This is a genomic window from Vibrio sp. B1ASS3 (assembly GCF_905175355.1).
Classification (GTDB): domain Bacteria; phylum Pseudomonadota; class Gammaproteobacteria; order Enterobacterales; family Vibrionaceae; genus Vibrio; species Vibrio owensii.
Genome location: NZ_HG992742.1, coordinates 3,006,502 through 3,030,919 on the forward strand (window position 1 = coordinate 3,006,502; position 24,418 = coordinate 3,030,919).

At 45.6% G+C, this 24,418-nt stretch carries 19 protein-coding genes; 5 read left to right on the plus strand and 14 right to left on the minus strand.

The window, feature by feature from the left end; all coding sequences use genetic code 11:
• Nucleotides 1-44: 44 nt before the first annotated feature.
• Nucleotides 45-644, minus strand: a complete 600-nt coding sequence (locus KJB05_RS13565) for a VOC family protein (RefSeq protein WP_208446044.1) — start codon at nucleotides 642-644, stop codon at nucleotides 45-47.
• A 220-nt stretch (nucleotides 645-864) separates the two neighbouring features.
• Here KJB05_RS13565 and argS point away from each other — a divergent pair, with 220 nt between their 5' ends.
• Together argS and KJB05_RS13575 are read left to right on the plus strand one after the other, a co-directional pair.
• Nucleotides 865-2,598, plus strand: a complete 1,734-nt coding sequence (gene argS / locus KJB05_RS13570) for an arginine--tRNA ligase (protein ID WP_208446043.1) — start codon at nucleotides 865-867, stop codon at nucleotides 2,596-2,598.
• A 139-nt stretch (nucleotides 2,599-2,737) separates the two neighbouring features.
• The gene (locus KJB05_RS13575; RefSeq protein WP_208446042.1) at nucleotides 2,738-3,166 is read left to right on the plus strand and encodes an HIT domain-containing protein; all 429 of its coding nucleotides are present in this window, start codon (nucleotides 2,738-2,740) and stop codon (nucleotides 3,164-3,166) included.
• 111 nt (nucleotides 3,167-3,277) lie between these two features.
• Here the strand turns inward: KJB05_RS13575 and KJB05_RS13580 are convergent, their stop codons facing one another.
• From KJB05_RS13580 to znuA, 5 genes are all read right to left on the minus strand, one after another.
• Complete coding sequence (locus KJB05_RS13580; RefSeq protein WP_005426709.1) at nucleotides 3,278-3,508, minus strand: FeoC-like transcriptional regulator; 231 nt, start codon at nucleotides 3,506-3,508, stop codon at nucleotides 3,278-3,280.
• On the minus strand, nucleotides 3,505-5,781 hold the full coding sequence (feoB, locus tag KJB05_RS13585) for a Fe(2+) transporter permease subunit FeoB (protein WP_208446041.1): 2,277 nt from the start codon (nucleotides 5,779-5,781) through the stop codon (nucleotides 3,505-3,507). Before feoB ends, KJB05_RS13580 begins: the two co-directional genes overlap by 4 nt.
• Nucleotides 5,781-6,008 carry a FeoA family protein gene (locus KJB05_RS13590; protein WP_033005426.1) on the minus strand — a complete coding sequence of 76 codons (228 nt, stop codon included), beginning with the start codon at nucleotides 6,006-6,008 and terminating at the stop codon, nucleotides 5,781-5,783. Before KJB05_RS13590 ends, feoB begins: the two co-directional genes overlap by 1 nt.
• A 754-nt stretch (nucleotides 6,009-6,762) precedes the next feature.
• Complete coding sequence (locus KJB05_RS13595; protein WP_208446040.1) at nucleotides 6,763-10,140, minus strand: AraC family transcriptional regulator; 3,378 nt, start codon at nucleotides 10,138-10,140, stop codon at nucleotides 6,763-6,765.
• Nucleotides 10,141-10,352: 212 nt separating this feature from the next.
• On the minus strand, nucleotides 10,353-11,231 hold the full coding sequence (gene znuA, locus KJB05_RS13600) for a zinc ABC transporter substrate-binding protein ZnuA (RefSeq protein WP_032802955.1): 879 nt from the start codon (nucleotides 11,229-11,231) through the stop codon (nucleotides 10,353-10,355).
• Between the two features lie 78 nt (nucleotides 11,232-11,309).
• Here znuA and znuC point away from each other — a divergent pair, with 78 nt between their 5' ends.
• The 3 genes from znuC (at nucleotide 11,310) to KJB05_RS13615 (ending at nucleotide 14,456) form a co-directional block, all read left to right on the plus strand.
• Nucleotides 11,310-12,098: a zinc ABC transporter ATP-binding protein ZnuC gene (znuC, locus tag KJB05_RS13605; RefSeq protein WP_005436991.1), complete on the plus strand. Its 789-nt coding sequence runs from the start codon at nucleotides 11,310-11,312 to the stop codon at nucleotides 12,096-12,098.
• A complete protein-coding gene (gene znuB, locus KJB05_RS13610) occupies nucleotides 12,091-12,876 on the plus strand; it encodes a zinc ABC transporter permease subunit ZnuB (protein WP_005436990.1) in 786 nt (261 codons plus the stop codon). Before znuC ends, znuB begins: the two co-directional genes overlap by 8 nt.
• 200 nt (nucleotides 12,877-13,076) lie before the next feature.
• Nucleotides 13,077-14,456: an IS4 family transposase gene (locus KJB05_RS13615; protein WP_213053077.1), complete on the plus strand. Its 1,380-nt coding sequence runs from the start codon at nucleotides 13,077-13,079 to the stop codon at nucleotides 14,454-14,456.
• Nucleotides 14,457-14,519: 63 nt separating this feature from the next.
• Here the strand turns inward: KJB05_RS13615 and sucD are convergent, their stop codons facing one another.
• From sucD to sdhC, 8 genes are all read right to left on the minus strand, one after another.
• Entirely contained in the window at nucleotides 14,520-15,392 is an 873-nt protein-coding gene (gene sucD / locus KJB05_RS13620) for a succinate--CoA ligase subunit alpha (protein WP_005436989.1), read from the minus strand.
• A complete protein-coding gene (sucC, locus tag KJB05_RS13625) occupies nucleotides 15,392-16,558 on the minus strand; it encodes an ADP-forming succinate--CoA ligase subunit beta (protein ID WP_208445978.1) in 1,167 nt (388 codons plus the stop codon). The genes sucD and sucC overlap by 1 nt, the downstream gene beginning before the upstream one ends.
• Before the next feature lie 202 nt (nucleotides 16,559-16,760).
• The gene (gene odhB, locus KJB05_RS13630; protein WP_208445979.1) at nucleotides 16,761-17,969 is read right to left on the minus strand and encodes a 2-oxoglutarate dehydrogenase complex dihydrolipoyllysine-residue succinyltransferase; all 1,209 of its coding nucleotides are present in this window, start codon (nucleotides 17,967-17,969) and stop codon (nucleotides 16,761-16,763) included.
• A gap of 28 nt (nucleotides 17,970-17,997) precedes the next feature.
• On the minus strand, nucleotides 17,998-20,823 hold the full coding sequence (gene sucA / locus KJB05_RS13635) for a 2-oxoglutarate dehydrogenase E1 component (protein ID WP_208445980.1): 2,826 nt from the start codon (nucleotides 20,821-20,823) through the stop codon (nucleotides 17,998-18,000).
• A gap of 92 nt (nucleotides 20,824-20,915) precedes the next feature.
• Entirely contained in the window at nucleotides 20,916-21,626 is a 711-nt protein-coding gene (locus KJB05_RS13640; RefSeq protein ID WP_009707208.1) for a succinate dehydrogenase iron-sulfur subunit, read from the minus strand.
• A gap of 18 nt (nucleotides 21,627-21,644) precedes the next feature.
• Nucleotides 21,645-23,411 (minus strand): succinate dehydrogenase flavoprotein subunit, encoded by a 1,767-nt coding sequence (sdhA, locus tag KJB05_RS13645; protein ID WP_208445981.1) that lies wholly within the window; start codon nucleotides 23,409-23,411, stop codon nucleotides 21,645-21,647.
• Nucleotides 23,412-23,756 (minus strand): succinate dehydrogenase, hydrophobic membrane anchor protein, encoded by a 345-nt coding sequence (gene sdhD / locus KJB05_RS13650; protein ID WP_208445982.1) that lies wholly within the window; start codon nucleotides 23,754-23,756, stop codon nucleotides 23,412-23,414.
• A complete protein-coding gene (sdhC, locus tag KJB05_RS13655; RefSeq protein WP_005446421.1) occupies nucleotides 23,750-24,142 on the minus strand; it encodes a succinate dehydrogenase cytochrome b556 subunit in 393 nt (130 codons plus the stop codon). The genes sdhD and sdhC overlap by 7 nt, the downstream gene beginning before the upstream one ends.
• Between the last annotated feature and the right edge of the window lie 276 nt (nucleotides 24,143-24,418).

The following is a 24,418-nucleotide window of genomic DNA, read 5'->3' on the forward strand; positions in this document are numbered from 1 at the left end:
CTCATTTGGCAACCCCTTCTTTTTTATAGTTGTTAAGAGCTCACTTATTCAGCCTGCTCAGACTCCACAACACGCTTAAGTGAATGCGGGTGTAGCTTGATACAAATGCCTTGATACTTAAACGCCACCGTTGGGTTGTTCAAGCGTTCGCCTTCCCCTTTCGGGCTCGACAGTTTGATCTTCACATCTAGCTCTTCTAACTCGTCAAAACGCCCGCCAAACGCTGGGTAAGTATGTTTCAAATCAGCAAGAAACTCATCTGCGGTTTCGGCATGAGATGGAATCACGAACTCCACATGCTCCCAACTTTCGCTTGGGTAGACTTTGCCTTCCGCTGGGTATGGCAGCTCCAGACACTCAATCTTCCAACCACGGCTTTCCAACGCTTTGTCGAATTCGATAACAATAATTGGGCGACCGTTGATTTTCGCTTGTGAAATCACTTTGCCATATTGACTCCAAGCCTCATGCGCAGCTTTCGCGGTTTCAGTATCATTAATACGCAGCGCAATATGGTCAGCTTGAGCAAAGCTCAGATCCAGTTTTAACAGGGATGCAAGCTCTTCAATCTTCGCCATAAATGCATCCAGATCTTGGATCATCAATTCAGGCGCTAGGCGTTTTTCAACTAGTTGAGTCGTCATTGTGGCTCTCTTATGGGGCGATTTATCTCATTACTCTGAGCGCAATAGTAAACGCAAACTAAGCCACATTTCCATTCAATCGAAAAAGTATAAATTTCCCCAATTCCTCTCTGTATGAAAAGCAATAAAGTTGTTATCATTAGCCCCATTTTTGTGAACTCCAACAGAACTCGGCACTTACTTCGCCGAGTTCTTCGTCCTTGAATTGAAGGAAACGCGTGTGAATATCCAAGCACTTATTAATGACAAAGTATCTCAGGCTCTAGAAGCCGCTGGCGCACCTGCAGGCAGTCCTGCTGCAGTACGCCAATCAGCAAAGCCACAATTTGGTGACTACCAAGCAAACGGCGTAATGGGCGTTGCTAAAAAACTGGGTACTAACCCACGAGAATTTGCACAGAAAGTACTGGATGTTCTAGACCTAGATGGTATTGCGAGCAAAACAGAAATCGCTGGTCCTGGTTTCATCAACATTTTCCTAAGCGAAGAGTTCCTAGCAAAACAAGCGGAAGCAGCACTGGCTGATTCACGTCTTGGCGTTGCAGCAGACGAAGCTCAAACTATCGTTGCTGACTACTCTGCACCAAACGTTGCGAAAGAAATGCACGTTGGTCACCTACGTTCAACCATCATCGGTGATGCAGTAGTACGTACTCTTGAGTTCCTAGGTCACAAAGTGATCCGTGCGAACCACATCGGTGACTGGGGTACTCAGTTCGGTATGCTTATCGCAAACCTTGAGCGTGTGCAACAAGAGTCTGGCGAAGTTTCTATGGAACTGGCTGACCTTGAAGGCTTCTACCGTGAGTCGAAGAAACTGTACGACGGAGACGAAGAATTCGCAGTGAAAGCACGTAACTACGTTGTGAAACTGCAAAGCGGCGACGAGTTCTGCGCAGAAATGTGGAAGAAGCTGGTTGACGTAACCATGATCCAAAACCAACGCAACTACGATCGTCTAAACGTATCTCTATCTCGTGATGACGTAATGGGCGAGAGCATGTACAACGACATGCTACCTAAGATCGTAGCAGATCTTAAAGCACAAGGTCTTGCGGTTGAAGATGACGGCGCGCAAGTTGTGTTCCTTGAAGAATTCAAGAACAAAGACGGCGAAGCGATGGGCGTTATCGTTCAGAAACGCGACGGCGGCTTCCTATACACAACAACGGACATCGCATGTGCGAAATACCGTTACGAAGAACTAGGCGCGGATCGCGTACTTTACTTTATCGACTCTCGTCAGCACCAACACCTAATGCAAGCTTGGACTATCGTTCGTAAAGCGGGTTACGTGCCAGAGTCAGTATCTCTTGAGCACCACGCGTTTGGTATGATGCTAGGTAAAGATGGTAAGCCATTCAAGACTCGTGCAGGCGGTACGGTTCGTCTTGCTGATCTTCTTGATGAAGCAGAAGTGCGTGCAGCACAGCTGATCGAATCTAAGAACCCAGAACTAGCAGAAGACGAGAAGAAAGCGATCGCGAACACAGTTGCAATGGCAGCGGTTAAATACGCAGACCTTTCTAAGCACCGTACTACAGACTACGTGTTCGATTGGGACAACATGCTAGCGTTCGAAGGTAACACTGCACCGTACATGCAATACGCTTACACTCGTGTAGCATCTGTATTCGCTAAAGCTGGCGTTTCTATGGATGATCTACAAGGTGAAATTAAGATCACTGACGAGAAAGAAAAAGCGCTTATCGCAAAACTGATGCAGTTCGAAGAAGCGGTTCAATCTGTTGCTCGCGAAGGTCAACCACACATCATGTGTAGCTACCTATTCGAACTAGCAGGTCAGTTCTCTAGCTTCTACGAAGCATGTCCTATCCTAGTTGCTGAAGACGAAGCAGTGAAACAAAGCCGTCTGAAACTAGCAGCGCTAACAGCGAAGACCATCAAGCAAGGTCTGTCTCTACTAGGTATTGATACTCTAGAGCGTATGTAAGCGAATCGAGAATCGAGAATCGAGAATCGAGAATCGAGAATCGAGAATCGAGATGATTTCGAAAGGTTGGCGTGAAAGCGTCAACCTTTTGTTTTATCTGGCGTATACTGATGTCATTCAATTCAAATCGGATAATATAATGAGCTTTGAACTGCACCCTCAATTGGCAAAAGACACCACCGTTATCGGTCACTTCCCACTGTGCGTAGCACTTCTACATAAAGACAATGCAGTGCCATGGGTTATCTTGGTACCAAAACGTGCAAACCTAAAAGAGCTTCACCACTTGTCAATGAAAGAACAGCAACAGTTTTTGCTAGAGTCTCAGGCAGTAAGCCAAGCACTAGAAGCAACCTTCCGTCCAGATAAGTTAAACCTTGGCGCACTAGGTAACATGGTGCCTCAGCTGCACATTCACCATATTGCTCGCTTCAAAGATGACGCAGCATGGCCGGGACCAGTTTGGGGTAACACCAAAGGTGAATTCCGTACAGAAGAAGAGCAAAACGAATTACTTGGTCGCATTAAAAATGTTCTGTCACTGAGCTCTATTTTCCAAAAAGCTTAACAGGGAAACTTTGCAAAATCTGAGCTTATAAGTTGAAAAAAGCCGCATCATTGCTGATGCGGCTTTGTCGTTTTTACGTGATAATTTTTAGATAACTAATTTTGATAATCGCTACATGGTGACTGTCAGAGACAAACCATCCTGTTTAGTCACTGAGTAGCGAACTCGAGTCACGTCATGAGCTTTATTGGTGTCAACTAAGCGGCTAATTTTACCCTTCTTAATCCACACGCTTAACATCGCGTCAGCACCATCTTCACTCATCCCAAACTGCTTAGCCAGATCTGACTGGGAGACGGTTCCTTTGTCTGCAATGTATTGATAAAGCTCTTTTAAAATCATGCTACTTGCGCCTCTAATGCACCGTTTTGCTTCTTGCCAACTCGTTTGAACACACGGTATGTGCCAAAGAAGATAGCTACGATCACTGCCATCCAAATGCCACTTGTCACTGGGCTATCTGCGAAATGCGTCAATTGGTTGTAGAACGTCGCACATAGGTAAGCCAAGCCCATTGTCCAAACCGCGATAAAGCGTGCGAACTTATGACCAAACTCACGTACGTAAGCACCCATCGCCGCCACACAAGGTGTGTACAGTAGGATGAAGATTAGGTAGGCAAATGCGGCATTACCAGAAGCAAACTGCGATTTGATGTTACCGAAGATAGAAGCATCGACTTCTTGTTCTTCTGCAACTGCATTTGAGTCAGTTAAGTCACCCACTTCAATGCCTAGTGGATCTGAGTAGCTCAAACCAGCTAGGTTTTCAGGGATACTCATTACTGCCTCTTCTAGGCTGCCCATTAGATCAAATTCTGCGTCTTCACCGTCGCTTGGCGTCGTGTATAGGCTGTTCAGCGTACCAACTACCGCCTCTTTTGCGAAGATACCAGTAATGATACCTACCATCGCTGGCCAGTTGTCTTCTTGAACACCGATTGGTGAGAATACTGGAGTCACTACTTGCGCTGCTTTAGAAAGCACAGAGTTTTCGCTGTCTTCGTTACCAAAACTGCCATCAGTACCCAATGAGTTGAAGAAACTCAGAATAGCAACAACGATAACGATGGTTTTACCTGCACCAAGTACAAAGCGCTTTAGCTTTTGCCAAGTTTTGATCACCACGTTTTGTAGCGTCGGAAGCTCGTAATCAGGCATTTCCATCACTAGGCTATCGCTGCTACCTGGGTAAAGCGTGTGCTTAAGGAAAAGACCTGTGAAGATCGCTGCCACAATACCAAGTAGGTAAAGTGCGAATACAATGTTCTGACCAGAACCAGGGAAGAATGCCGCAGCGAATAGCGCGTATACAGGCAGACGAGCACCGCATGACATAAATGGCGCCATAGATGCAGCCAGTTTACGCTCACGTTCTTGGTCTAGAGTACGAGTTGCCATGATTGACGGAACGTTACAGCCAAAACCAAGAACCAACGGTACAAATGCTTTGCCCGGTAGACCGATCTTCTGCATCACTTTATCTAGTACGAATGCTGCACGAGCCATGTAACCTGAGCTCTCAAGTACCGCTAGGAACAGGTACAAACACGCGATAACCGGAATGAAGGTTGCAACCGTCTGGATACCACCACCGATACCATCAGCAAGAACCGTCACTAACCACACAGGTAAATGACCGTCTAACAAGTGGTGACCACCATCAACCAACAGAGCACCAACACCGATATCGAAGAAGTCGATGAATGCACTACCAATGTTGATAGAGAACATGAACATTAGGTACATCACAACAAAGAAGAATGGGATGCCCACCCACTTGTTCAAAATGAATTGGTCTAGCTTTTCAGTCACGCTGCGGCTTAGCTTGCCTTCGCTACGACGTACTTTCTTACACTCTTCATGAAGATGTGTGTATTTGGTGTCAGCCACATGCAGGTCAACATCAAGATCTAGCTCGGCAATCGTATTTTCAACACTATTGCGGTCTGCATCCGACATGCTGTTAAGAACCAGTGCATCTTTTTCTAGTGCGCGAATCGCCAATGCTCGGTGAGAAACGGTTTGATCATTGAAAAGAGCCGAAACTTTGCCGATCGCCGCCTCCATTTGTTCGCCGTAATTCAAAGCGACTTCTTTTAACGCAACACCTTGAACCACAGACTTGTGCAGCTTCTCTTTAAATTCGGCTACTTGTGCTTTGTTTGTCGCTGACAGGCTAACTACCGGGCAACCCAACGTTTTTTCGAGTTCTGCAACATTGATGATTTGGCGTTCACGCTTAAGTGCGTCCATTTTGTTTAATACAACAATCATAGGACGACCAAGCTCGCGCAGCTGCAGTGTCATATATAAGCTACGTTCAAGACTTGTTGCATCGACTACGTTGATGATCAGATCAGCAGGGTGCGTCAGAACCGCACGAGACGCGATAGACTCATCGATACTATTACTGTCATTACCACTATCTAGAGAGTAGATACCCGGAAGGTCTGTCAGCAGAAATTCATCGCCAGCGTGTTTGAACTGGCCAGTTTTCTTTTCAACCGTTACACCAGCCCAGTTGCCGACTTGTTGTTTTGCACCAGTAAGGCCATTAAAAAGTGTCGTTTTACCGCTGTTTGGGTTACCGACCGTAAGAATTTGGTATTGCATTATGCTCGCTCCACTTCAATGTTCTGCGCAATGGCCTCTCGCAATGCAACAGAAACACCACGAACTTCAACTTGCAGTGGGTCGCCCATTGGAGCACGTCGAATAACTTTAACCTCAGTATTTGGAAGTAATCCCATAACCATTAGCTTTTTTCTGACGTCCGACGTAAGTCCTTCTAACAACCGAATTGTCACTGTTTCGCCAGGTTTAATTTCTGATAGCTTCATAGTGGCCCTTAAGAGTAGTGCAAATGATAAATATTATTATTAATAGTATAGGGCGCTAATGTTACTCTTCTATACCCTCTCATTCATTGTGTGAAATCAAAGATTTCATTAATGCTTTTGGCGAAATGAAACGTCAACTCCGTTAATTAATCTCACGTCATTTTCGTCAAAATCGAATATTTTCAGCCAAATGCAGATTAACACAAACGTAACATTTAAACTCATCAATGGTAAAAATCATTTAAAATACAGTTAGTTACAAATGAAAATACAACTTGTCGCTTTTCTCACATAAAGCTGTCGTTATTTTTATAAGAAAAATAAGTAAGGTCTCGTATAGTTAACCCATCGAGAGACAACAGCCTCTCAAAAAAATTCCAGAGGTGGCATGGCAACATGTCACTCCGGCAGCAAGCGAAGGTGTCATTGACACCCGTGGTATAGTCCCCCCGGCTATACCACGATATTTTTTTCTTCTCTTTCGTCATTCGCTTCTCAATTAACTCCCTATAATTTCTCAACCTTCTTCTCAAACAAAGCCCAATTATCTCTATTATCTATCACCATCTTTCATAACCGTTTTACTGCACATGTTCTTCATAAGATGGTTTGTGCGCCTTATCCCTTATCCTGCCAAATTAGAGAGCATGCCCTTCTGTCCAATATCTATATGACGTTCTTTACGACACCGTTCGTCTCACAGGCATGAAAAAGCCCAGCACTAAGGCTGGGCTAGCTAATGTCAAATTAAGAGCTAAAGGCTCGTCTGACTATCTTGAGTCATGGCAAACTTAGAAGGAGGCAAGCCAAAGTGCAACTTGAACTTCTGACTAAAGTACGATGGGTCATTAAAACCACAGTTAAATGCAACCTCACTGATTTTCTCTCCTGCGAGTAGCTGTTCACAGGCTGTTTCTAATCTTACTTCTGTCACGTAGTCTTTTAGCGTTCTTGACGAAGCCGACTTAAAGCGCCGCTGTAGGCTTCGCTCAGACATATAAAGCATCTTCGCAGCAGATGCCGTACCAAACTCCGGATCGTGATAATGCTCAGCAACCAATTGGTAAACTTTCATCAACCACTCTTGCTCTGGTGAGGTAGTTTGCTGCTGTGGTTCAACTTCCGTAAACTCGGGCAATACTTCTTCAACATGGCTCGGTTCTTGAGCACATGGCCAAGTAATCTCTATTTTATTTTGAGCATCAGAAGCAAACATAGATAAATGCCCTCCACTTGCGGCAACAAGTTGAGGTAAGTTATCCATACTCAAATCTACATTACTGGCATTGGTTGGGCGCATTACTGCCGCTTTACTTGGTAATTGCGTTCCGTAGTCAATAAAACTCAATGAGACGATGTCATTAGCCTCGTCCAATACCAATTTAACCGACTGTCCTCGGAAAGAGCGTTTGATGCTATTGGCGAAAATACTGTTGAATATGACATCAAGGTTAAAGCTTTCTAATGAAATACGGCTTGCTTTGTGATTGTCTTGCAGCTCAACACTGATACCGGCTTTAGAAAAGTCCTCACGCCAAACATCCACAACAGATTGCGTTATCTGACTCAGGTTATAGTTTTGACTTCCGTTACTGGTGTCTCCCGGAGAGCTCTTTAATTCGTTTAACTGCCAATACGTTTTTGATAGATGATCTTGAGTCACTGAATCTAAATCAACAGGTAACTTATGCGCTATCGAGTCAACGCTCGACTTAATTGACTGTGCAACATGGTCCACCAGCAAGTTTCTCACTTGAATCTGCTTTCTTAGTTGCTGGTTACTGGTCAATAAAACTCGACTTTGATGGCGAAGCTGGTTGGTTTTTAACGTCACTTGTGCTGCCAAGTCACGGTTCGCTTGCAACACATACCGTGAGCGCCAATACATCAAAAGAGCGACAATGGCGATGGTGACCAAAGTAAATCCAGTGATCGCCAGTTTGGACAAATACCAAGGTTTTAATACAGTGAATTTTGAGTCCAATCCGATTAAGCCAGACGCGAGCTGCGAATCATTACTCACCTGCAAGTGATAATCACCTGAGTTAAGGTGTTCTAGTGTTAATTGACCACCTTCCAGCGATTGCCACTGGTCGCTCTCGTTCAAGCGATAATAGAGGTTTTGGTTATCTGGTTTCGGCATCACCCCAAAAAGAAAGCTTAACGAAGAGCCATAAGGTAGCTTCATACTTTCTAGGTCAGCACTACCAACTTGAACCACCTCATTTTCCAGCATGACTTGACTAACGATCAGTTGGGATTCTGGCGTGTTGGATACGAGTAACTTTGACGAGTCGGCTTTTACTAAACCATATTGAGAGCCAAAGATAAGTTGGCGGTCACTATCTTCTGAGCGACGAATAACATTACAAACACCCGGAAGAAATTCATTATTAATGAGGCCGGATGCTGAAGAATAATGCTTCATCAACTGCCCTGAGAGATGGTAATAGCTGAGCCCCACTGATGAAGCAAGCCACACACCCTCTGAGTCACTGAGTAAACAGGCCGGGCGAGAATTTGATACGCTCATTTCCATCACTTCTTTTGCATCGCTACCCGGTACCGTTTTGAAAACACCATAAGCAGAAGCAAACCAATGAGAACCATCAATCGCGGTAATGATATCGAGTGACTCACCGTACTTTTCTGAGAAGCGGTTAAATCGAATTCGCTCACCATCGTATTCATAGACGCCGTGGTCAGTACCAATCAAAAGCAAATCTTTTTTGTCGTATAAACGGGTGATTTTCGCAGGCAAAAACTGACTGACTAACCAATCACTGCCAAAGTTTCTCATCTGCTGACTCGCAGCATCGATATTAAATAGTTGATAGCCGCTGGAAACCCAAAGTCGGTCAGTTCCATCAGAGACGATATGATCAATTTCCCTTCCAGCAATGACACGAAGGTATGGAAACGTCACACGCTGTAAGTTATTTAGGTTGTAAATCTCTAAACCGGAAGACGTGGCTATCCAGAGTTTTTCACCTTGAAAAGCAAATTCATTTATCTGGGATGGTAGATGTAAGACTTCAGTAATCTCTGAACTTCCTGAACGATACAGCTTGTGGTCGTCAGCAAACCATAATGCGCCATCTGGCCCTGTTAACGTTTGTCGAATACGTCCGGTCAGTGTTTGTTGGTCATAACTACTGAAGGTTATCCGCTCAAACTTTTTACTGAACAATGAGTAATAGCGAATACCTTGGTTGGTCGCAATCCACATACCACCCATATTGTCGTTCAATAACGAATAGATTTTAGTGCTCGCTAATTCCAACTCAAGGAAGCTTGCTGGGGTTACTTGAGTCACCTCTCCACTCAAGAAAGAATACAAGTAGAGCCCCTGCTCCGTTCCTACCCAGTATTCTTGGTTGGTTTCCGCAAAAGTCAGCACATGCGAGGCACCGATTCTAATGACCGGTTTATTTGGCTCATAGATATTGAAGATCAGCGCCCCTTTAAGCGTGCCAACTAAAATCTCTCGCCTTGTATGGGAGTAATACACTTTTTCAATGTAATGCTTACCAGAAGAAACCACGTGGTTGAATTTACTTCCTTCAGATAAATAAACGCCTGACGTGGTCGCTAATGCCCATTTTGTCTCTACAAAAATAGCGTCATTAATATAAACGTAGCTATTGTTGCTGTGCTGATAGAGCTGAAGCAAAGAAAAAGAGTTCAGTTCGCTGGTTTCAATATTGTAGGTATAGAAATGCGCGCCATCGCTCACCCAAATAAAGTTACCCGATGAACCAATCTTTCGAATCTGCGAGCCAGGATTGAGGCTAAAAACCAAGCGACGCTCTTGGTTGGGATAAGTTTGGTACACTTCATTTTCGACAAACGTCCAGAATGAGCCTTTATGGTAGGCCAGTTGCTCGGCTTTTGTTTGCAGAAAACTTCCTGATTTAGGCAGGGTTGTCTGCCCATTGTAGAACAGTACTCGGCCATGAACATCGTGGATCCAAAGCCCACCATGCTCACCAGGAAACAATTTTTTCGCCGCAATAAAAGTCCCCTTAACCTGATTTGGCAAAGGGTAGAAGATCGCATTCGCTTCACTTGAAGCAAATGCTTGAAATGAGAGGATAAAAGCCCCAAAAAATAGGGCTAGTTGGCGCAGCAAGATAAAATCCTTACATGTATCAATACGTGCGACTCATGGTTTACTCATGCCTTCCATAGCTGAGTACATATATGGTTATTTTGAGCCGCTAATTATTGATAATGATATCTCAATTCCATTGATAGAAAAGACTCACTGCGCCAAAGGTTTGTAATTATTACTGCCAGATCACGTTAAACGCGTGTTCTGTGTAGAGAACAACAACACAATTGTTACTTTTCGCTCAAACACTGACTAAAGCTGTTTGAAATTCCTTTCAAGAATACAAAGTAACTGCCTGATTTAACATCAACACTGCTACCCAATGGGTCAAGAACGCCAGCATTAACATCGCTGCCACGCATCACACTTTCAACCACAGCAGGGGTGAATTGAGGTTCTGAGAACACACAAGCGACATCACCTGAGCCCAATGTTTTACGAATATGAATCAATGTTTTTGCTCCCGGTTTACGATCTGGAGAAACCGTAAAGTGCCCGAGTTGATTTAGGTTGTAACGTGATTCAAAATAGCCGTAAGCATCGTGGAAAACAAAATAACCTTTGTCTTGCACTGGTGTCAGTTGTTGCTTAATCTCCGCATCCGTAGCTTTTAACTCCGCTTCGAACTTCTTCAAGTTTGCTGCGTAAGTGTCTGCATTCGTAGGATCGATTTCTGCAAGTTTGTGAGCGATAGCGTTGGCAACTTGTTTTACGGTTTCAACACCCAACCAGAAATGTGGATCGTGTGTGCCGTGATCGTGACCATCATGGTGGTCATGCTCACCACTAAATGCACGTAACGAAAGGCCCGGAATTTCGCTAACGGTTAGCGTGTTACCTTTATCCGTCACCACTTTCTCTAGGAAAGGTTCGAGATCATGGCCGTACCAAATAACAAGGTCGGCAGCCGCTACCTTCTTCACATCCGATGGGCGCAAAGCGTAATCGTGTGGCGAAGCATTGTTTTGTAGCAGAACGTCTGGCTTCGTAACACCTTCCGTCAGCTCGGTTGTGATCATTTGAATAGGTTTAATACTAGTCAACACGGTTACCGCATGAGCAGGTAAGGTTAACATTGCTGAAACAGCAAGAATTATAGCTCTTTTCATAGTTTTACTTGGGGTATAGCGTGGAAAGTGAGATAATGTTACATTATAACATTAACAATTTGCAAATGAGTTTCATTCATGTCTTCACTAGTCCGTCTTGAGCAACTGTGCGTCGAGTTTGACGAACGCAGAGTTCTCGACAATGTCACAATGGAATTAGAAAAGGGCAAGATCACTACCCTAATTGGTCCCAACGGAGCGGGAAAATCGACGTTAGTCAAAGTCATTCTAGGTCTCCAAAAACCGACCAGCGGTAAGTTAACGAAGCAACGTAAACTGAAAATTGGTTATGTTCCTCAGAAACTGAAACTCAACGATTCTCTTCCATTGAATGTCATTCGTTTCCTAAACCTTGCTGGCAAGTATAGCAAGCAGGAATGCCTCGACGCGTTACGTCTTGTTGGCGCTGAACACCTCATCAAAAGTAACATGCACCGTCTTTCAGGTGGTGAAAACCAACGTGTACTGCTTGCTCGCGCCCTACTTCAACGTCCTGAATTGCTCGTGCTAGATGAACCAGCTCAAGGTGTTGATGTTCAAGGTCAAATCGATTTATACGATCTAATTGAGAGCATTCGTCATCGATTCGATTGTGGCGTGTTTATGGTATCGCATGATCTGCATTTGGTTATGGCAAAAACCGATGATGTGATCTGCTTACATCATCACGTATGCTGCTCTGGATCACCGGCGACCATTACTCAGCACCCGTCTTATATCGCGTTGTTTGGCAATGCGACTCGTGAGTCATTGGCATTCTATCACCATGACCACGACCATCATCACCACGATTTAGCAGGCTCTCCAGTGACGGGTGACGCGACATCATGTTCTAACCACTCTCACGGACACCATCATCATGATTGAGTTTTTATTGCCTTCAATTTTAGCCGGTATCGGTATCGCAATCATTGCCGGCCCACTTGGCTCTTTCGTGGTTTGGCGAAAAATGGCTTACTTTGGCGATACGCTCGCCCATGCCTCTTTAATGGGCTTGGCACTAGGCTTCTTGCTCAACATAAACCTTTACCTTGCATTGTTGGTTTGTTGCTTAGCACTTGCTGTTCTGCTGGTTACTCTGCAAAAACAACAGCTTGTCGCTACCGACACGCTGCTAGGTATTCTGGCACACAGCGCCTTATCGATTGGCTTGGTATCGGTCAGCTTCCTAGAGAACGTTCGCGTGGATTTGATGAGCTACCTGTTTGGTGATTTACTTGCAGTTTCACCACAGGATTTAATGTTCATCTACGCTGGAGTGATCGGTGTCAGTGCTTGTTTGTATGCATTCTGGCGTCCGCTTTTATCAAGCACCGTAAGTGAGGAGCTAGCTGCGGTAGAGGGCGTGAATACCGATTTAGTGCGCTTAGTGCTAATGCTCATGGTCGGTGTGGTTATCGCTGTAGGAATGAAGTTTGTGGGTGCGCTGATCATGACTTCTCTATTGATTATCCCAGCCGCAACTGCACGTAAAGTGTCCTCTTCACCAGAACAGATGGCCTTGTTTGCCTCAATTATTGGCTCTATCGCAGTGCTGATGGGCCTAAGCCTGTCTTGGCATTTCGATACACCAGCAGGCCCTTCAGTTGTGATTAGCGCGACATTCCTGTTTATGCTTAGCCAGCTAATTAAACGCAAAGCCTAGTAACGGAATAACTAAATCGCTAAATCGCTAAATCGCGTTAAAGATTAAACACTAACCATTGTGAAACAGAAAAAGAAAAGCCTGCGAAATCGCCTGTCTCTTATACACAAATCCCTAAGCTTGTAGCTTAGGGATTTTTTTTTGAACTCTTTCAAGTGTGTGCGATCTGATCACTTAAGAATCCTTACTGAAACACTAAGATGACACACTCAGACGCTAAACTTTGGGCGCAAGAACAATTTGGACAAGCACAACTTAAAGATCCTCGAAGAACACAACGCCTCATCAGTTTAGCGACTTCCATTGCTAATCAACCAGGAGTCTCCGTGGCTAAACTTCCTTTTTCTCCCGCCGATATGGAAGGCGCATATCGCTTTATCCGTAATGAAAACATCGATGCAAAAGACATCGCTGAAGCTGGCTTTCAATCAACCGTATCCCGAGCTAAAGAGCATGAAGAATTACTTGCGCTTGAAGATACAACAACGCTCAGTTTTCCTCATCGAAGTATAAAAGAAGAGCTCGGGCACACGAATCAAGGCAATAGAACCCGAGCTCTCCATGTACATTCGACGTTACTTTTTGCACCACAAAGTCAGACCATTGTTGGTCTTATAGAGCAACAACGATGGAGCCGAGATATTACTAAGCGTGGGCAAAAGCACCAACACGCGACTCGTCCTTACGAGGAGAAAGAGAGTTACAAATGGGAGCAAGCTTCTCGCCGTGTCGTTGAGCGCCTAGGGGATAAGATGTTAGATGTTATCTCGGTCTGTGACCGAGAAGCAGACCTATTCGAATACTTAACTTATAAACGTCAACATCAGCAGCGCTTTGTCGTTCGCTCAATGCAAAGTCGTTGTCTAGAAGAACACGCTCAAAAGCTTTACGACTATGCGCAAGCGTTACCAAGTGTCGAGACAAAGGAGCTTACCATCCCCCAAAAAGGAGGGAGAAAAGCGAGAGATGTAAAGCTTGACGTTAAATATGGTCAGGTGACATTAAAGGCTCCGGCAAACAAAAAAGAGCACGCAGGCATACCTGTTTATTATGTTGGTTGCCTTGAGCAAGGGGCATCAAAAGACAAGTTAGCATGGCACCTCTTGACGTCGGAGCCAATAAACAACGCTGAAGACGCCATGAGAATTATCGGTTATTACGAGCGTCGATGGCTGATTGAAGACTTCCATAAAGTCTGGAAAAGTGAAGGTACGGATGTGGAGTCACTAAGACTCCAAAGTAAAGGTAACTTAGAGAGGTTAAGTGTCATCTATGCCTTTGTTGCGACTCGTTTATTGGCGTTACGTTTCATTAAAGAAGTTGATGAGCTATCAACAGAAAGTTGTGAAAAGGCCTTGGGCACAAAAGCTTGGAAGCTGCTGTGGTTGAAACTAGAAAGCAAGACATTACCTAAAGAAGTACCCGATATGAGCTGGGCGTACAGAAATCTTGCTAAATTAGGCGGTTGGAAAGATACCAAGAGGACGGGCAGAGCTTCAATAAAGGCACTATGGGAAGGATGGTTTAAACTGCAAACCATCCTTGAAGGCTACGAGCTCGCAATGTCTCTTGATCACTAGACTTGTGATCAAGAGACAGGCGAAATCGCAGGCTTTTTAATGCTTATACAATAGTTTGGTTGATTACCAACCTGTCACTTCACGTAGACCTTTACCAATCTCAGCTAGAGATTTCACAGTCTTAACGCCAGCCGCTTCTAGTGCTGCGAATTTGTCTTCTGCAGTACCTTTACCACCAGAGATGATTGCGCCTGCGTGACCCATACGTTTACCTGGAGGAGCAGTAACACCAGCAATGTAAGAAACCACTGGCTTCGTTACGTTTTCTTTGATGTAAGCCGCCGCTTCTTCTTCCGCAGTACCACCGATTTCACCAATCATTACGATTGCTTCAGTTTCTGGGTCTTCTTGGAAAAGCTTCAGGATGTCGATGAAGTTTGAACCTGGGATTGGGTCGCCACCGATACCAACACACGTTGACTGGCCAAAGCCTTCGTCAGTCGTTTGCTTAACCGCTTCGTACGTTAGTGTACCTGAACGTGAAACGATGCCCACTTTACCTTTCTTGTGGATGTGGCCAGGCATGATGCCGATCTTACACTCATCAGGCGTGATAACACCCGGACAGTTAGGACCGATCATGCGAACGCCAGTTTCTTCTAGCTTCACTTTAACGTCGATCATATCTGTTGTCGGGATGCCTTCAGTGATCGTTACGATAAGCTCGATGCCTGCGTCGATCGCTTCTAGGATTGCATCTTTACAGAATGGTGCTGGAACGTAGATAACTGTTGCTGTTGCGCCAGTCACTTCTACAGCTTCACGTACCGTGTTGAATACAGGAAGACCAAGGTGAGTTTGACCACCTTTACCTGGAGATACACCACCAACCATTTGTGTACCGTAAGCAATTGCCTGCTCTGAGTGGAAAGTACCTTGACCACCAGTGAAGCCCTGACAGATTACTTTAGTGTCTTTGTTAATTAGTACAGACATTATTTAGCCTCCGCAGCAGCAACAACTTTCTGAGCAGCATCTGTTAGCGACTCAGCAGCAATGATATCAACATCAGAATTAGCAAGAACTTCGCGACCTAGGTCAGCGTTAGTACCTTCTAGACGAACAACAACAGGTACCGTTACACCAACTTCTTTCACTGCACCGATGATGCCTTCTGCGATCATGTCACAACGAACGATACCGCCGAAGATATTTACTAGAACGGCTTTCACGTTGTCATCAGATAGGATGATCTTGAATGCTTCTGCTACACGCTCTTTTGTCGCGCCGCCACCTACGTCTAGGAAGTTCGCAGGCTTGCCACCGTGTAGGTTTACAATGTCCATGGTACCCATCGCTAGACCCGCACCGTTAACCATACAGCCAACGTTGCCATCTAGTGCTACGTAGTTCAGTTCCCACTGAGCTGCGTGCGCTTCACGCTCGTCTTCTTGTGAAGGATCGTGCATTTCACGAAGCTTAGGCTGACGGTATAGCGCGTTTGAGTCGATGTTGATCTTACCATCAAGGCATAGCAGGTTGCCTTCACCAGTAATAACCAATGGGTTGATCTCTAGTAGCGCTAGGTCGTACTGAGAGAACATAGTGCCAAGACCCATAAAGATCTTAACGAATTGTTTGATTTGGTCACCTTCAAGACCAAGTTTGAACGCTAGCTCGCGACCTTGGTAAGCCTGAGGGCCTACTAGTGGATCGATTGCTGCTTTGTGGATTAGCTCCGGCGTTTCTTCCGCAACTTTTTCGATTTCCACACCACCTTCAGTAGAAGCCATGAAAACGATCTTACGAGTCGCGCGGTCTACAACCGCACCAAGGTAAAGTTCGTTAGCGATGTTAGACGCTTCTTCCACAAGGATTTTAGTAACAGGCTGACCATTTGCGTCTGTTTGGTAAGTAACCAAGTTCTTACCTAGCCATTTTTGTGCGAATTCTTTTACGCCGTCTTTTGTATCGTGTAGCTCAACACCGCCCGCTTTACCGCGGCCACCAGCGTGAACCTGACACTTTACAACTTTCTTTTCAGTAGTGATGCGACCCGTAGCTTCAAAAGCTTCTTGTGGCGTATCACATGCGTAGCCTTCCGGTACAGGCAAACCGAATTCTGCAAACAGCTGTTTGGCTTGGTATTCATGCAAATTCATTTTGATATTCCGTTTGTTTATCCCTTAAGGGATTTATTATTTCCATAACGCCGCTTGATGCGGTACGTCTGTAGGGTCTTCTCAAATCAACTGCTTATAGATATATCGGGGGCAGTTCAAGTGAAGGCCAGACGCTGAGCCAGTCTAGCCTTGGATGCTGTAGACGTCGAGCTATCAGGGACAACTCGACGTTTTAGCGATATTAAACGTCTAATAGCAGACGCGCTGGGTCTTCTAGTAGCTCTTTAATGGTTACTAGGAAGCCCACTGACTCACGGCCATCGATCAAACGGTGGTCGTAAGATAGTGCTAGGTACATCATTGGCAAGATTTCTACTTTGCCATCAACCGCCATTGGGCGCTCTTGGATTTTGTGCATACCCAAGATTGCTGATTGTGGTGGGTTGATAATCGGAGTAGACATCAGTGAACCAAATACACCACCGTTAGTGATAGTGAAGTTGCCACCCATTAGTTCATCAACGGTTAGCTTGCCATCACGACCTTTAATTGCTAACTCTTTAATGCCCTTTTCAACATCTGCAAAACCTAGCGTGTCACAGTCTTTAAGTACTGGCGTCACTAGACCACGTGGCGTAGAAACCGCCATGCTGATATCGAAGTAGTTGTGGTAAACAATGTCATCACCATCGATAGATGCATTCACTTCTGGGTAACGTTTTAGTGCTTCTGTTACAGCTTTCACGTAGAAAGACATGAAGCCTAGACGAATACCGTGGCGCTCTTCGAACTGGTCTTTGTACTGCTTACGAAGATCCATGATTGGCTTCATGTTTACTTCGTTAAACGTAGTTAGCATTGCCGTGTTGTTTTTCGCTTCTAGAAGACGGTTTGCTACTGTCTTGCGTAGACGCGTCATAGGAACACGTTTTTGGCTACGTGCGGCTGCAGGTGCTTCAACCGCTGCTGGAGCTTCTGCTTTTGGCGCAGCTTTTGCGTTTGCAAGGTGAGCTTCGATATCTTCGCGAGTTATGCGACCGCCAACACCAGAGCCTTTCACTTGACTAGCTTCTAGGCCGTGTTCAGCAAGAAGACGACGAACTGCTGGGCTTAGCGCGTCGTTGCTCTCTTCTGTTAGCGTTGCTTTATGACGCTTATCAGGAGACGCTTCTTTGTCTTCGGTTGAATCTGTTGTTGGTTCGCCTGCTACTGCACCTGGCTTAAGCTTGGCGATCAACTGCTTAGAAAGTACTGTTGCACCTTCTTCTTCAATAATGGCTTCTAATACGCCCGCTTCCGGAGCAGGTACTTCAAGCACAACTTTATCGGTTTCGATGTCAACCAGAACTTCATCACGCTCTACTGCGTCGCCTGGTTGTTTGTGCCATGTCGCTACGGTTGCGTCAGCAACTGATTCAGGTAAATCTGGAACCAGAATTTCAATTGTCATATCTGTTTCTTCCTTTAACTTCTAGTTCTTAATTCGAAGTTTTTGAGTTCACGTTCAGAGCGTCTTCAACCAACGCTTTTTGTTGTTTCAAGTGCACCGACATGTAGCCTACTGCTGGCGAAGCAGAAGCTGGGCGACCTGCGTATTTAAGATCTGCGCCTGCTGGGATAGCAGCACGGAAGTTGTGTTGGCTACAGTACCAAGCACCCTGGTTTTGAGGCTCTTCCTGACACCATACGAAATCTTCAACATTCGTGTATTGCGCAATAGCGGCTTGAACCTCATCCATCGGGAATGGATAAAGCTGCTCGATACGCACAATAGCCACATCATCTTGTTCGTTGTTGCGACGCTGTTCTAGCAGGTCGAAGTAAACCTTACCCGAACAGAACACAACACGTTTCACTTTGCTTGGCTCCAGATTATCAGTTTCTGGAATTGCTGGTTGGAATGTGCCATCAGACAACTCTTCCAACGTTGAAGTACAAAGTGGATGACGCAGTAGCGACTTAGGTGACATAACAATCAGTGGGCGACGCATAGGACGCACCACCTGACGACGGATCATGTGGTAAACCTGTGCTGGTGTAGATGGCACTACAACCTGCATGTTTTGTTCAGCACATAATTGTAGGTAACGCTCTAGACGCGCTGATGAGTGCTCTGGACCTTGACCTTCATAACCGTGTGGCAACAGCATAGTTAGGCCACACAGACGAGCCCACTTTTGCTCACCTGACGAGATGAACTGGTCAATCACTACTTGTGCACCGTTTGCGAAGTCACCGAACTGTGCTTCCCAAATGGTCAAGCCGCTTGGCTCTGCTGTAGCGTAACCATATTCAAACGCCAATACCGCTTCTTCTGACAACACTGAGTCAAAGACTTGGAATGGACCTTGTTTGTCATGAATATTCGCCAGCGGGATATAGGTGCTTGCATCGTTCTGGTTATGTAGAACTGAGTGACGGTGGAAGAAAGTACCACGTCCAGAGTCCTGGCCTGAGATACGAATACGCTTGCCATCATCAACCAGCGTTGCGTATGCCAGTGTTTCGGCCATACCCCAGTCAATTGCCTTTTCACCGCTGATCATTGCAGAACGATCATTGTAAAGCTTGTTTACACGGCTTTGCAGCTTATGGCTATCTGGGTATTGAATCAGGCGTTGACCTAGCTCTTTCAAGCGAGTTGCATCAAACTTGTTGTCCCACTCTACATCCCAGTCGTGGCCAAGGTATGGTGACCAGTCAACTGAGTGAAGTGCCATTGGACGCCACTCTTTTACCACAACCTCACCTTTATCAAGTGCGTCACGGTACTCATTAACTAGCTGGGTCGCCACCTCGATATCTGATTCGTTTTTGTCGATCAGAACATCAGCGTACAGCTTACGAGGCGTTGGATGTTTTTTGATTTTTTGGTACATCAGCGGCTGAGTCGCATTCGGCTCGTCCGCTTCGTTGTGACCGTGACGACGGTAACAAACCAAATCAATCACAACATCACGTTTGAACTCGTTACGGTAATCCAGTGCAATACGTGTTACGAAAGCAACCGCTTCTGGATCGTCTGCATTAACGTGGAAAATTGGTGCCTGAACCATCTTCGCGATATCAGTACAGTACATAGTCGAACGTGTATCACGAGGGTTCGACGTGGTGAAGCCAACTTGGTTGTTAACAACAATACGGACCGTACCGCCAACGCAGAAACCACGTGCAAGAGACATGTTGAACGTCTCTGCTACCACACCCTGACCTGCGATTGCAGAGTCACCGTGGATAGTAATAGGCAGTACGCGGCTTCCATCAAAGTCACCTAAGCGATCTTGACGAGCACGAACCGAACCAATAACTACTGGGTTTACAATCTCAAGGTGAGATGGGTTGAAGGCTAGCGCGAGGTGAACATCACCACCCGGTGTTGCAAAGTCTGCAGAGAAACCTTGGTGGTACTTAACGTCACCCGTACCCCATGTTTCATCATGCTTACCCGCAAACTCATCAAACAAATCTTGCGGCTTCTTACCAAGAACGTTAACAAGCATGTTCAAACGTCCACGGTGAGCCATACCGATAACCACTTCACGCATACCACTTGTACCAGCATGACGGATCAGCTCTTTTGTCATCGGAATCAGTGCATCACCACCTTCTAACGAGAAACGTTTTGCACCTGGGAACTTAGCCCCCAAGTAACGCTCGAGACCTTCAGCAGCCGTAAGCTCCTCAAGGAATGTACGTTTTTCGTCTTTATCGAAAGATGGCTGACCAACCACAGATTCAAGACGTTGCTGGATCCAACGCTTCTGCTCTGTATCTGTCATGTGCATGTATTCTGCACCAATAGAACCACAGTAGGTTTTCTTTAGTGCTGAGTAGATGTCTTTCAACTGCATCGTCTCTTGGCCAATGGCAAAAGAACCTACGTTGAAAGTTTCTGCGAAGTCATCTTCGGTGAGATTGTGGAATGCAGGGTCTAGCTCCGCCACAAGTGGACGTTGCCATAGACCTAGAGGATCGAGCTCTGCAGCTTCATGACCGCGGAAGCGGTATGCGTTGATAAGCTGGAGAACTTTTACTTGCTTAGCGTCGACATCTGGATCACTAACTTGGACACTGTAATGCTTTGTTTCTTGAGCGAGTCGTCGGAAGTAGTCACGGACACGCGAATGCGGCTGTTCAGCCACTTCTTCTGAGCTTTTAGGCAGCTCATCAAATACGCGTTTCCACTCCTCACTTACCAGATCGGGGTCACTTAGATACAGTTCGTAGAGGTCCTCTACATACGTTGCATTGGCGCCAGCCAAGTGTGAAGACTCGAGCCATGCCTTCATCACGCCGTTGTGCATATTTTCCCTTAACCAGTAGTTTTCACGTTTGCTTCGGTCTGCGCCGAGCTATTAAGAGCCGACCCATTTGGGTCGGCAATTTTTGTTGTTAATTAAATCGAACGATTGACTAGCATCGACTTGATGTGACCGATGGCTTTCGTTGGATTTAGCCCCTTAGGACAAACACTTACACAATTCATGATGCCATGGCAACGAAAAACGCTAAATGCATCATCAAGATCGGACAAACGTTCATCAGTTGCCGTATCTCGGCTATCAATTAGCCAACGGTAAGCTGCTAGAAGACCTGCAGGGCCGATAAATTTATCTGGGTTCCACCAGAATGATGGACAAGAAGTTGTACAACATGCACACATAATACATTCGTACAATCCATCTAAATGCGCACGCTCATCTGGCGATTGTAAGTTCTCGCGAGATGGAGGTAGAGCACCATCATCAATCAAGAAAGGCTTAACTTTCGCATAGTTATCGTAGAACTGTGTCATGTCAACGATAAGATCACGCACTACTGGTAGGCCCGGTAAAGGTCGAATGACAATCTTGTCACCTTGCAGTGCAGATAACGGTGTAATACACGCTAGACCATTCTTACCATTCATGTTTAGGCCATCAGAGCCACATACCCCTTCGCGGCATGAACGACGGAATGCAATGCTAGGGTCTTGCTCCTTCAGAAGGATCAATGCATCCAGAAGCATCATGTCTGAGCCTTCTTCCACCTCAAGCGTGTAGTCTTTCATGTACGGCTTTTGGTCGACATCAGGATTGTAGCGGTACAAAGAGAAATTCAGTTTCATAATATTACCCTCCTTTCCTTAGTACGTACGTGCTTTTGGTGGAAATGCTTCACGATGGATAGGCTCCATGTTTACACCACGTTTCGTCATTGCTTCCGTTTCTGGGTTGTAGATAGAGTGGCATAGCCACTGCTCATCATCACGATCTGGGAAGTCAAAACGAGCATGCGCACCACGGCTTTCTGTGCGGTAGTTAGCCGCAACCGCCGTCGCATAAGCAGTTTCCATCAAGTTTTCTAGTTCAAGACACTCAATACGTTGTGTGTTGAACTCAGTCGACTTATCAGCAAGGTGAGCGTTTTTCAGACGTTCACGGATAGCTTTCAGCTCTACTAGACCTTTTGCCATTGCATCACCTTCACGGAATACCGAGAAGTTGTTTTGCATACACTGTTGTAGGTCTTTACGAATTTGCGCTGGGTCTTCACCGTCAGTACTATTTTCCCAACGGTTGTAACGCTCTAGTGAACGTTCAATATCAGCTTCTGTAGCAGGTTTCGCGTCAGCTTGTTTAAGCAGTGTTTCACCCAGATGAAGGCCCGTCGCACGACCAAATACCACCAAGTCAAGCAGTGAGTTACCACCTAGGCGGTTTGCACCGTGTACCGATACAGAAGCAATCTCACCACAAGCAAATAGACCTTGAACTTCAACGTCACCGCCATTCTCGTCCTGGCGAATCGCTTGACCTGATACCTGAGTAGGAATACCACCCATCATATAGTGACACGTAGGAATTACAGGGATTGGCTCTTTGACTGGGTCAACGTGCGCAAATGTACGAGACAATTCACAAACACCAGGTAAACGAGACTCCAGAGTATCTTTACCCAGGTGATCAAGTTTCAGTTTAATGTGTGGACCCCAAGGACCATCACAGCCGCGGCCTTCACGGATTTCAATCATCATTGAACGAGCAACCACGTCACGACCAGCAAGGTCTTTCGCGTTTGGTGCGTAGCGCTCCATGAAGCGTTCGCCATCTTTGTTTAGAAGGTAACCACCCTCACCACGACAACCTTCGGTTACAAGCACACCTGCGCCAGCGATACCCGTTGGGTGGAACTGCCACATTTCCATATCTTGCATCGGAACGCCCGCACGAAGAGCCATACCAACACCATCACCAGTATTGATGTGCGCGTTGGTTGTTGATGCGTAGATACGACCTGCACCACCAGTTGCTAAGATAGTTGCTTTCGATTTGAAGTAGCACACTTCACCCGTTTCCATGCATAGCGCCGTACAGCCTAGAACAACACCATCTTCATTTTTAACGATATCAAGAGCATACCACTCAGAGAATACCGTTGTTTTGTGCTTGATGTTCTGTTGGTAAAGCGTGTGCAGAAGTGCGTGACCAGTACGGTCAGCCGCTGCCGCTGTACGTGCTGCTTGCTCGCCGCCAAAGTTCTTTGACTGGCCACCAAACGGGCGTTGGTAAATAGTGCCGTTATCAAAACGAGAGAAAGGAAGACCCATTTTCTCTAGCTCGATAACAGACTCAGGACCGTTCTTACACATGTACTCGATTGCGTCTTGGTCACCGATATAGTCAGAACCTTTAACCGTATCGTACATGTGTTGTTCCCAATGGTCTTCGTGCGCATTACCTAGCGCAACCGTAATACCACCTTGAGCAGAAACAGTGTGTGAACGTGTTGGGAAAACTTTAGACAGCAACGCACAAGAAAGGCCTTGCTCCGAAATTTGTAGTGCAGCGCGCATGCCCGCACCACCAGCGCCGATTACTACGGCGTCAAACTCACGAACTGGAATAGACACTTACGCACCCCACAGAATAAATAGACCAGAGAAGACATAGCCGAATAGCACGGCAATAACACCAAGTTGAAGTGCACCACGAAGTTTCGCGCACTTAATGTAATCCGTTAAAACTTGCCATAAGCCGATCCACACGTGGATCAAAATAGAAACAAGTGCCAACATGGTGAAGACTTTAGTGAACGTGCCACCAAAGAACTGGGTCCAAGATGCGTAAGAGATGTCTGAGAAAGCACAAAAGCTCACCAGATAAATCGTGTATAGAGTCATAATGATGGCGGACGCACGAATCAATAAGAAATCGTGAACACCATTACGACCGAATGAAGAAACGTGTTTTACCATACCAAGATCCCCGCCAATAGTGATAACACTGCAGTAGCACCAAACGCGACTTTAGCGCTCATTGCGCCTGAATCTAGTTCTTCAAAGTGGCCTAGGTCCATCAGTAAGTGACGAACACCACCAGCAATGTGGTAGGCAAGTGCAGTTAGAATGCCCCACAGAATGAATTTCACGAAGAAGCTATCGACGATGTCAGCGGCTTCCATAAAACCCATCGGGGATGACAGAGAAATGGACAGTAACCAAAGTAATATACCCACCGCAACAAACGTAATCACACCCGACACACGGTGCAGGATTGACGCGATTGCTGTGATGGGAAAGCGGATGGTCTGTAAATCTAAATTAACAGGTCTTGACTTTCTTTCTTTCACGGGCTTGCTCACTCAGCTCCATTGAGCATTTATTGTTATAACCAATTTCAGCTTCCAAACGTACAAAAGTTAACATTTGATTAACAAATACTCGCAATAAGCTCGGAGATAATTGTAAACACTTTGTTAACAAACGGAGTCCACAAACAAACCTCACTTTTGTTTCTAGCCCCGAATTTATAAGGATTTAACTAAAATTTTCTGTGCCAATATACGGCCAGCAACATTCTAATACAATTGATGTAACAAATTATGCTACATAGAACAGATTTTTAACGATTTTCATGA